Origin of the sequence: Mesorhizobium sp. M7A.F.Ca.MR.362.00.0.0, assembly GCF_004023175.1 — a bacterium.
Lineage (GTDB): Bacteria > Pseudomonadota > Alphaproteobacteria > Rhizobiales > Rhizobiaceae > Mesorhizobium.
The window spans coordinates 1-211 of sequence record NZ_RZTF01001258.1 but is presented as its reverse complement, the minus strand read 5'-3'; the positions used below and the strand labels follow the sequence as shown (position 1 = coordinate 211).

Here is a 211-nt window from a genome sequence, read left to right as displayed (position 1 = left end):
GCGTGTAGCCTTGCGTGAATTCGCGCGACCAGATGCCAAAGCTCTTCTCCAGCCGCAGTGCATTGAGCGCGTAATAGCCGATTTCGGCAAGGCCGAGATCCTCGCCCGCCGCCAGCAGCGTTTCGCGCAGAGTGGCATGCATGGTCACGGGGCAACTGATTTCGAAGCCGAGCTCGCCTGATATAGACAGCCGCGCTACACGGGCCTGCAC

Annotated in this window: 1 protein-coding gene; it reads right to left on the bottom strand. The window is 61.6% G+C overall.

From position 1 onward, the window contains the following. Positions 1-211, bottom strand: a 211-nt coding sequence (locus EOC06_RS39830) for an aminomethyltransferase family protein (RefSeq protein ID WP_164899140.1), incomplete at both ends; no start/stop codon positions are given.